The sequence below is a fragment of the Ferrovibrio sp. genome (assembly GCF_035304305.1).
Lineage (GTDB): Bacteria > Pseudomonadota > Alphaproteobacteria > Ferrovibrionales > Ferrovibrionaceae > Ferrovibrio.
This window is the reverse complement of record NZ_DATGQG010000144.1, coordinates 1-9,276: the sequence shown is the minus strand read 5'-3', so window position 1 is coordinate 9,276 and position 9,276 is coordinate 1. Positions and strand designations below refer to the sequence as shown.

8 protein-coding genes are annotated in these 9,276 nt (G+C 66.1%); 5 read left to right on the top strand and 3 right to left on the bottom strand.

Going from position 1 to position 9,276, the window contains the following annotated elements:
- Positions 1 to 147 precede the first annotated feature (147 nt).
- The gene (alaS, locus tag VKZ87_RS15720; protein WP_324222210.1) at positions 148 to 2,811 is read left to right on the top strand and encodes an alanine--tRNA ligase; all 2,664 of its coding nucleotides are present in this window, start codon (positions 148 to 150) and stop codon (positions 2,809 to 2,811) included.
- 112 nt (positions 2,812 to 2,923) lie between these two features.
- On the opposite strand, the gene VKZ87_RS15715 is transcribed toward alaS, so the two are convergent.
- Both VKZ87_RS15715 and VKZ87_RS15710 read right to left on the bottom strand, forming a co-directional pair.
- Positions 2,924 to 4,138 carry an NADP-dependent isocitrate dehydrogenase gene (locus VKZ87_RS15715; RefSeq protein ID WP_324222209.1) on the bottom strand — a complete coding sequence of 405 codons (1,215 nt, stop codon included), beginning with the start codon at positions 4,136 to 4,138 and terminating at the stop codon, positions 2,924 to 2,926.
- Between the two features lie 133 nt (positions 4,139 to 4,271).
- The gene (locus tag VKZ87_RS15710; protein ID WP_324222208.1) at positions 4,272 to 4,856 is read right to left on the bottom strand and encodes a TIGR00730 family Rossman fold protein; all 585 of its coding nucleotides are present in this window, start codon (positions 4,854 to 4,856) and stop codon (positions 4,272 to 4,274) included.
- Between the two features lie 215 nt (positions 4,857 to 5,071).
- Here VKZ87_RS15710 and VKZ87_RS15705 point away from each other — a divergent pair, with 215 nt between their 5' ends.
- Positions 5,072 to 5,527 carry a cytochrome c gene (locus tag VKZ87_RS15705; RefSeq protein WP_324222207.1) on the top strand — a complete coding sequence of 152 codons (456 nt, stop codon included), beginning with the start codon at positions 5,072 to 5,074 and terminating at the stop codon, positions 5,525 to 5,527.
- Between the two features lie 110 nt (positions 5,528 to 5,637).
- On the opposite strand, the gene VKZ87_RS15700 is transcribed toward VKZ87_RS15705, so the two are convergent.
- Positions 5,638 to 6,558 carry a c-type cytochrome gene (locus tag VKZ87_RS15700; protein WP_324222206.1) on the bottom strand — a complete coding sequence of 307 codons (921 nt, stop codon included), beginning with the start codon at positions 6,556 to 6,558 and terminating at the stop codon, positions 5,638 to 5,640.
- Positions 6,559 to 6,697: 139 nt separating this feature from the next.
- Here VKZ87_RS15700 and VKZ87_RS15695 point away from each other — a divergent pair, with 139 nt between their 5' ends.
- The 3 genes from VKZ87_RS15695 to VKZ87_RS15685 all read left to right on the top strand — a co-directional run.
- Complete coding sequence (locus VKZ87_RS15695; protein ID WP_324222205.1) at positions 6,698 to 7,744, top strand: LysM peptidoglycan-binding domain-containing protein; 1,047 nt, start codon at positions 6,698 to 6,700, stop codon at positions 7,742 to 7,744.
- A 120-nt stretch (positions 7,745 to 7,864) separates the two neighbouring features.
- On the top strand, positions 7,865 to 8,917 hold the full coding sequence (locus VKZ87_RS15690; RefSeq protein ID WP_324222204.1) for a Ppx/GppA phosphatase family protein: 1,053 nt from the start codon (positions 7,865 to 7,867) through the stop codon (positions 8,915 to 8,917).
- Positions 8,914 to 9,276 (top strand): RlmE family RNA methyltransferase (locus tag VKZ87_RS15685; RefSeq protein WP_324222203.1); only part of this gene is annotated, 363 nt, incomplete at its 3' end. The genes VKZ87_RS15690 and VKZ87_RS15685, both read left to right, overlap by 4 nt.

Sequence of the window (9,276 nt, the reverse complement as noted above, 5' to 3'; positions counted from 1 at the left end):
CCAAGGCACTTAGGGATGGCGAGCTTGCTGGACAGGGGTGGGGTGGAACGGTAATTAAGGCCCCTTGCCGGGGTGGGTCCGGCTCATGACAATCTGTCCAGTTTCATGCGGCGCCGCTCGCCGGGCCGTCGACCAGGGATGAAAACGATGTCCTCCGCCAGCGAAATCCGGCAGGCCTTCCTCGATTACTTTGCCCGCCATGGGCACACCGTGGTGGAGTCCTCGCCGCTCGTGCCGCGCAACGACCCCACCTTGATGTTCACCAATGCCGGCATGGTGCAGTTCAAGAACGTCTTCACCGGCCAGGAGAAGCGTCCCTATACCCGCGCCGCCAGTTCGCAGAAATGCGTGCGCGCCGGCGGCAAGCACAATGACCTGGACAATGTCGGTTACACCGCGCGGCATCACACCTTCTTCGAGATGCTGGGCAACTTCTCGTTCGGCGATTACTTCAAGGAAGAGGCGATCCCGCTCGCCTGGAACCTGATCACCAAAGAATACGGCCTGCCCAAGGAGAAGCTCTGGGTCACCGTCTATCATGACGACGACCAGGCCTTCGACATCTGGAAGAAGGTGGCCGGCCTGCCCGACGAGCGAATCGTGCGCATCGCCACGTCGGACAATTTCTGGGCCATGGGCGATACCGGCCCCTGCGGTCCCTGCTCGGAAATCTTCTATGACCACGGCGACAGGATCCCCGGCGGCCCTCCGGGTTCACCCGACGCCGATGGCGACCGCTATATCGAGATCTGGAACCTCGTTTTCATGCAGTACGAGCAGATCTCCAAGGACGAGAGGATCAGCCTGCCGAAGCCATCCATCGACACCGGCATGGGGCTGGAGCGCATCACCGCCGTGCTGCAGGGCAAGCACGACAATTACGACATCGACCTGATGCGGGCGCTGATCGAGGCTTCGGCCGACCTGTCGCATACCGACCCGGACGGCGAGCACCGGATCAGCCACCGCGTTATCGCCGACCATCTGCGCTCGTCCTGCTTCCTGATCGCCGACGGCGTGCTGCCCTCCAACGAGGGGCGCGGTTACGTGCTGCGCCGCATCATGCGCCGCGCCATGCGCCATGCCCAGCTCATGGGCTGCAAGGAACCGCTGATGCACAAGCTGGTGCCGGCGCTGGTCGGCCAGATGGGCCGCGCCTATCCCGAGCTCGGTCGTGCCGAGGCGCTGATCGCCGAGACGCTGAAGCTGGAAGAGACCCGCTTCAAGCAGACGCTGGATCGCGGGCTGAAGCTTCTGGACGAAGCCACGCAGAACATGTCGGCGGGCGACCGCCTGCCGGGCGAGGTGGCGTTCCGGCTCTACGACACCTACGGCTTCCCGCTGGATCTCACGCAGGATGCCCTGCGCGGCCGCAAGATCGAGGTCGATCTCGACGGCTTCAACGCCGCCATGGCGGCGCAGAAGGCAGAGGCGCGCAAGGCCTGGGCCGGCTCGGGCGAGGCGGCCACCGACAAAATCTGGTTCGACGTCCGCGAAGAGAAGGGCGCCACCGAATTCCTCGGCTACGACACCCAGGTGGCCGAGGGCCGCATCGACGCCATCGTGGTGAACGGTGCCCAGGTGCAGGAGGCGACAGCCGGTACCGAGGTTGCCGTCGTGTTGAACCAGACGCCGTTCTACGGCGAGTCCGGCGGCCAGATGGGCGATACCGGCGTGATCGTTACGGCCGACGGCGCGAAGATCGAGGTGTCGGACACGCAGAAGAAGCTCGGTGCCCTGCATGTGCATGTCGGCAAGGTGACCGAGGGCACCGTGAAAGTCGGCGCCATGTCGACGCTGACGGTGGATACCGCACGGCGTGCCGCGATCGCCTCCAACCATTCGGCGACACATCTGCTGCATGCGGCGCTGCGCCGCCGGCTGGGCGAGCATGTCACGCAGAAGGGCTCGCTGGTCGCGCCCGACCGCTTCCGCTTCGACATCAGCCATCCCAAGGCGCTGACGCCGGACGAGACGGCGGCGGTGGAAGCCGAGGTCAACGAGATCATCCGCCAGAACGATGCCGTCACCACGCGCCTGATGACGCCGGACGAGGCGATCGCCGCCGGCGCCATGGCGCTGTTCGGCGAGAAATACGGCGACGAGGTGCGCGTGCTCTCCATGGGCAAGCTGGAGGACGGCCGCGATTACTCGACCGAGCTCTGCGGCGGCACCCATGTGAAGCGCACCGGCGATATCGGCCTGTTCAAGATCATCAACGAGGGCGCGGTGGCGGCCGGCGTGCGCCGCATCGAGGCGCTGACCGGCGAGGCTGCGCGCCGCTATTTCGCCGAGCAGGAAGAGACGCTCCGCGCGGTCGCTGATGCCCTGAAGGTGCAGCCGAAGGAGGTGCCGCAGCGCATTGCCGCCCTGATCGAGGAGCGCCGCAAGCTGGAGCGCGAGCTCTCCGAACTGCGCCGGCAGCTGGCCCTGGGTGGGAGCGGCGGCGCCGGCGGCCCGCAGGTGAAGGAGGTCAACGGCATCAAGTTCGCCGCCCGGAAGCTGGAAGGCGTGCCGGCCAAGGACCTGCGCGGCATGGTCGATGCCATGAAGAAGGAGATCGGCTCCGGCGTCGTGGCGCTGACCTCGGCCGCCGACGGCAAGGTCGCCGTGGTGGTCGGCGTGAGCCAGGATCTCACGGCCGTGCTGAATGCCGCCGAGCTGGTGAAACTCGCCACGCCGCTGATCGGCGGCCAGGGTGGCGGCGGCCGCGCCGATTTTGCCCAGGGCGGCGGCGCCGATCCCTCCGGTGCGGAAAAGGCGCTGGACGCCATCGCCGCCGCGATCGGCAAGGCGAAGGTGGCGGCGTAAACGCCTGCCCTCATCGCCACCCTCGCGCAGCCGGGGGTGCCGAACATAAGCCGTAAAAGAAAGGGCCGCGTCGGTGACGCGGCCCTTGTCGTGTCGGCCCGGTGCCGGAGCGTTACGCCGCCAGCGCCTTCTTGAGGTTCTCGTCGATCTTGTCGAGGAACTTCTGGGTGGTCAGCCAGGGCTGATCCTTCGAGATCAGGATCGCGAGGTCCTTGGTCATGAAGCCGGATTCCACCGTCTCGATGCAGACCCTCTCCAGCGTGTTGGCGAACTTGTCCAGGTCCGGATTGTTGTCCAGCTTGGCGCGATGCATCAGGCCGCGCGTCCAGGCGAAGATCGAGGCGATCGGATTGGTCGAGGTCTCGCGGCCGGCCTGGTGCTCGCGGTAATGGCGGGTCACCGTGCCGTGGGCGGCCTCGGCTTCCACCACCTTGCCGTCCGGCGTCATCAGCACCGAGGTCATCAGGCCGAGCGAGCCGTACCCCTGGGCCACGGTGTCGGACTGCACGTCGCCGTCGTAGTTCTTGCAGGCCCAGACGAACTTGCCCGACCACTTCAGCGCCGAGGCGACCATGTCGTCGATCAGGCGGTGTTCGTAGGTGATGTTCTTCGCCTTGAACTTGTCGGCGAATTCCTTGTCGAACACTTCCTGGAAGATGTCCTTGAAGCGCCCGTCATAGGCTTTCAGGATCGTGTTCTTCGTGGACATGTAGAGCGGCCAGCCGCGGGCCAGCGCGTAGTTCATGCTGGCGCGGGCGAAGTCGCGGATCGAGTCGTCCAGGTTGTACATCGCCATGGCGACGCCGGAGCCGGGAGCGTTGAACACTTCCTTCTCGATTACCTGGCCGTCCTCGCCGACGAACTTGATCGTCAGCTTGCCCTTGCCGGGGAACCTGAAGTCGGTGGCGCGATACTGGTCGCCGAAGGCATGGCGGCCGACCACGATGGGATCGGTCCAGTGCGGCACCAGGCGCGGCACGTTCTTGCAGATGATCGGCTCGCGGAAGATGGTGCCGCCGAGGATGTTGCGGATCGTGCCGTTCGGCGACTTCCACATTTCCTTCAGATTGAATTCCTTCACGCGGGCTTCGTCCGGCGTGATGGTGGCGCATTTCACGCCGACGCCGTGCTTCAGGATGGCGTGGGCGGAATCGACGGTCACCTGGTCGTTGGTCTTGTCGCGGTACTCGATGCCGAGATCGTAGTAGAGCAGATCGATATCGAGATACGGGAGGATCAGCTTCTCCTTGATGAACTTCCAGATGATGCGGGTCATCTCGTCGCCATCGAGCTCGACGACGGGATTTTTGACCTTGATCTTCGCCATACCGGTCCTCCAGAGATCACGGGTTGCTGAATGTGCGCGGGACCCTAGCAAAGCCGGCCCGGGGCGGGAAGCTTTTCGGCCGCGGCGTACCGGGATTTAAACTTGAGCCCGGTCGAAAATTGCTCAAATACCGTCAGATGCGGCTGGTTGCCGGCGGGTGTTCCGGCGGCGGCTCGGCACGCAGCACCGGAATCAGGCTTTCCGCGTCGTCCACGATGGTGAACAGGCTGGTGGCGCTGCGGCGGGCGAAGCCGCGCTCGACCACCGCCTCGATCAGCGCCAGCAGCGGGTGCCAGTAATCGCCGGCATTGAGCACGATGATCGGCTTGTCGTGCAGGCGCAGCTGGCGCCAGGTCACCACCTCGAAGAATTCGTCCAGGGTGCCGAGACCGCCGGGCAGGGCGACGAAGGCGTCCGACATCTCCACCATCATGCGCTTGCGGGTGTGCATGGAATCGACCACATGCAGCTCGGTCACGCCGGTGTGGCCGACCTCGCGGTCATGCAGGTGATGCGGGATGATGCCGACCACCTCGCCGCCGGCTGCGAGCGCCGCTTCGGCGACCACGCCCATCAGGCCGATCCGGCCGCCGCCATAGACGAGGCGGATGCCGTTTTCGGCCAGCAGGCGGCCGACGAGCTGAGCCTGGGCGGTGTAGATCTGGCTCTCGCCGAGATTCGAGCCGCAATAGACGCAAACGGAACGGATGACGGTCATCGGAACAGGTGGAGATTCTCTGAACGGGCGGGGGTGGCGATGGGTACTCCATTCCGGCAGGGGATGCCAGCGGGAAAAGCCGCCGGCGTTACCCGCGGGTAACCTCAAGCTAACTTTTTCGTGAACATTGAAGGACTTATCGTGTGGATCGGAGGAAACGGCTATACAGGATTCGCCCGGTCCAGCAATCGGGTTTTTTCAGCAGGGGAGCTCCAATGGCAATGTGGCACAAGGCATTATTCGCTGCCGTGATCGGTCTGTCTGTGGCAAGTGCGGGCGGCTTCGCCCTGGCGCAGGCGGATGTCATCAAGGCACGCCAGGAGGGCATGAAGGCGCAGGGCGCCGCCATGACGGCGATCAAGAAGGTCGTTGACGGGAATGGCCCGGCCGCCGATGCCGTGGCGCCGGCCCGCACCATTGCACAGACCTCCGAGAAGGTGCCGTCGCTCTTCCCGGCCGGGTCGGACAAGGGCGCCGAGACCTGGGCCAAGCCCGAGATCTGGGCCAACAAGGCGGATTTCGATGCCAAGGCCATGAATGCCAAGGCTGCCGCCGAGAAGCTCGCCGCGTCCGCCCAGGCCGGCAACATGGATGCCGTGAAAGCCGATTTCGCCGCGCTCGGCGGCACCTGTGGCGCCTGCCATCGCCCCTACCGCACGCCGAAGAACTGAGCGTTCACATCATCGCATGCACGAACGGGCCGGCTTTGCGCCGGCCCTTTTTCGTCTTTTTTACCTGTCGTGCCCGGGCCAGCACCCGGCCAGACACTGAATGCTGCCGCTTACTGCTGCGCCGGCTGCTGCTGCTTGCGCGGCGGCGTGTAGTCCACCGGCGGCAGGGATTTCAGATACACCGCCATGGCCAGCCGGTCCGCCTCTGTCAGGTGCCTCGTGCTGTGCTCGATCACGTCGCCCATCAGGCCGCCGGCGAAATCGCCGTCCGGCGTCATGCCCATGCCGAGATAGCCGGCGATGTCCGCCGCGCTCCAGCTGCCGATGCCGGTCTTCGGATGCGGCGTGATGTTGGGCACGCGGTCGCCTTCGGCATTGTCGGCCGAGCCGGCGAAGCGCATGTCGCTCTGCAGGCCGCCGAGCCGGTTTCGCGGCGTGTGGCATTCGCCGCAATGGGCCAGCGCCTCGACCAGATACGCGCCGCGGTTCCATTCGGCGGACTGCGCCGGATCGGGCCTGAATTCGCCCGGCTCGAAGAACAGGAGTCGCCAGCCCCACATCAGGCTGCGGATGCCGAACGGGAATTGCAGGTCGTGAGGCCGGTTCGGCTGCGACACCGCGGGCTGCGCCTTGAGATAGGCCCAGAGCGCACGCAGGTCCTCATCCGTGGCCTTGGTGAACGAGGTATAGGGAAAGGCCGGATAATAGGGTGAACCGTCCGGCGCCTTGCCATCGCGCATCGCGGTGATGAACTGCGCTTCCGTCCAGCGGCCGATGCCGGTCTCCGGATCCGGCGTGATGTTCGGCGAGTAGAAGACGCCGTAGGGCGTCGCCAGTCCGCGGCCGCCGGCCAGCGCCGGTCCCCGGTTTTTCGTGTCCGTATGGCATTCCAGGCAGCCGCCGGCCCGGAACACATATTCACCATAACGCACCGGGTCGCTGCGATCGGGGATTGCCGGAGAGGGCTGTGCCGCGGCCACCCTGGCGAGCAGAATGACTGTAATCCCTAGAAGAAATGGCAATCGCGGCATGCTGGATGTCCCAATTGTCGCAGGCGGATGCGATCAGCGATTTTATATTGAAACTGCTATAGCTTAGAGGAGTTGCGAGCAACATGGCGAGGGCTTAATCTCCGCCTGCGTTCACAATTGCATCAGGCCAGGAAAACCGGTGCGCGGCAGTCGTTTCTTCTTCATTCTTCTCGGCGTCGCTGTCCTCGGGATACTGGCGGTGATCTTCTTTGGCGCCGATCCGAACCAGCGCGGTCTGCCGCATCAGACAGAGAATGCCGATGCGCCGCCGGTACCGCCGCCGCCTGTAGTGCCGCCGCCCGAAACCGTCGAGAAGGTCGTTCCGAGCTTCGATGTGGTGCGCATCAGCCGCAACTGCACCGCCGTGTTCGCCGGCCGCGCGACGCCGGGCTCGGTTGTCGTCGTGAAGACCGGCACCCGCGAGATCGGCCGTGTCACCGCCGATCTGCGCGGCGAATGGGTGCTCGTGCCCGACCTGCCGCTGGAGCGCGGCAACCAGGAATTCGTGCTGGAATCGCAGCTGCAGGGGCAGGAGGTGATCAAGGCCGACGCATCTGTTGTCGCCGTGGTGCCGGAGTGCCAGCCGGGCGAAGGCGGCGAGCAGGCGATTGCGGTGCTGACGCCGTCGCGCGGCGCCAGCCGCCTGCTGCAGCGTCCGGCCGAAGGGCCGCTCGATCCGGCCCGCCGCGGTCTGGCGCTGGATGCCGTGGAATACGACGAGAAGGGCAATCTGATCCTCTCGGGCCGCGCCCAGGCCGGCTCCACCGTGCAGGTCTATCTGAACAACGAGCCGATCGGCGTGGCATCCGCCGACCAGCAGGGCCGCTGGACGATGAAGCCGGAGAAGCCGGTCGATCCGGGCATCTACTCGCTGCGCGTCGACCAGGTCGAGCAGGCCGGCGGCAAGGTCGCCTCGCGCCTGGAACTGCCGTTCAGCCGCGCCAAACCCGAGGACATCCAGATGTCCGCCGACGGGCAGAGCGTCGTCGTCCAGCCGGGTAACAGCCTGTGGCGCATTTCGCGGCAGCTGCTCGGCGAGGGCATCCGCTATACCGAGATCTACCGCGCCAACCAGAGCCAGATCCGCGATCCCGACCTGATCTATCCGGGTCAGATCTTCGCCGTTCCGGGCGCCAGCGGCCCGGCGGGAAGTCAGCCGAAGAACGGCGCGCCCCGGCAGGACTGATCCCGCGGCGCCGACGCCGAGCGGACATCCTTGAACCGCACGTCTTAACCCGCCGGTTCAGTCGGGTTACACTCCGCGCATGCGATTGCCAGTTTTTCTCCGGCGCGGGGCGCCGTGACCATGAATGCGCCCGCCGTGAACGGAACGCCTTCCCTCGGGCCGGGGCGGGCGCCACCTCCCGTCTTTGCCGCACTGGATCTCGGAACCAACAATTGCCGGCTGCTGATTGCGCGGCCGCAGCGCGACCGGAATGGCCGCGACGGCTTCCGCGTCATCGAGGCTTTTTCGCGCATCGTGCGGCTGGGCGAGGGACTGAGCCTGTCCGGCGAATTGTCCGAAGCCGCGATGAGCCGCACCATCGAGGCGCTCAAGATCTGTTCCGAGAAGATGGCGCGGCGCGGCGTCGGCATTGCCCGCGCGGTTGCCACCGAGGCCTGCCGGCGGGCCGGCAACGGCGCCGAATTCCTGCATCACGTGAAGGTGGCGACCGGCATTTCGCTGGACATCATTTCCACCGCCGAGGAGGCGCGGCTGGCGCTGGCCGGCTGCTCGCCACTGCTGGAACCGCCGCACAGTCATGCCATCGTATTCGATATCGGCGGCGGTTCGACCGAGATCCTCTGGGCGAGGCTGCCGGCGCCGGGCACGCAGCGGCGCAGCGTCGAGGTGATCGACTGGACCTCGCTGCCCTTCGGCGTCGTGAACCTGACCGAGCGTTTCGGCCCCGGCGACCACGAAAGCGGTTCCTATGCCCGCATGATCGACGAGGTGGCGGCCATGCTGGCGCCTTTCGAGACGAAGCACCGGCTGGGCGAGAAGCTCGCCTCGGGCCGCGTCCAGGTGCTGGGAACATCGGGGACCGTGACGACGCTCGCCGGCGTGCTGCTCGGCCTGCCGCGCTACGAGCGCCGGCATGTCGATGGCTGCTGGCTTGATTTCCCCACCGTGATCCGGCAGTCCAATGCGCTGGCCGGACAGTCGGTGGCCGAACGCGCGCAGCATCCCTGCATCGGCGAGGAACGCGCCGATCTCGTTGTCGCCGGCTGCGCCATTCTGGAGGCGATCTACCGCTTCTGGCCGGCCACGCGCCTGCGCGTCGCCGATCGCGGCGTGCGCGAGGGCGTACTGGTCGAACTGATGCAGAAGGCCGCGGGCCAGGATTTGCCGGCATGAGCGCACGTATTCCCGGACCGAGCCACCGCGCGAAGGTCAAGGTCAGGACCGCGCGGGGACGCACCGTCGGCCAGGCGCGCTGGCTGCAGCGGCAGCTCAACGATCCCTACGTGTCCGCCGCGAAGACGCAGGGCTATCGCAGCCGCGCCGCGTTCAAGCTGATCGAGCTGGACGAGAAGCACAACCTGCTCAAGCCCGGCATGCGCGTGGTCGATCTAGGCGCGGCGCCGGGTGGCTGGACCCAGGTGGCGGTCAAGCGTGTGAAGTCGGAAGAGGGCAAGGGCGGCTTCGTCCTCGGCGTCGACATCAATCCGGTCGATCCGATTCCCGGCGCCACGCTGATGCAGCAGGATTTCCTC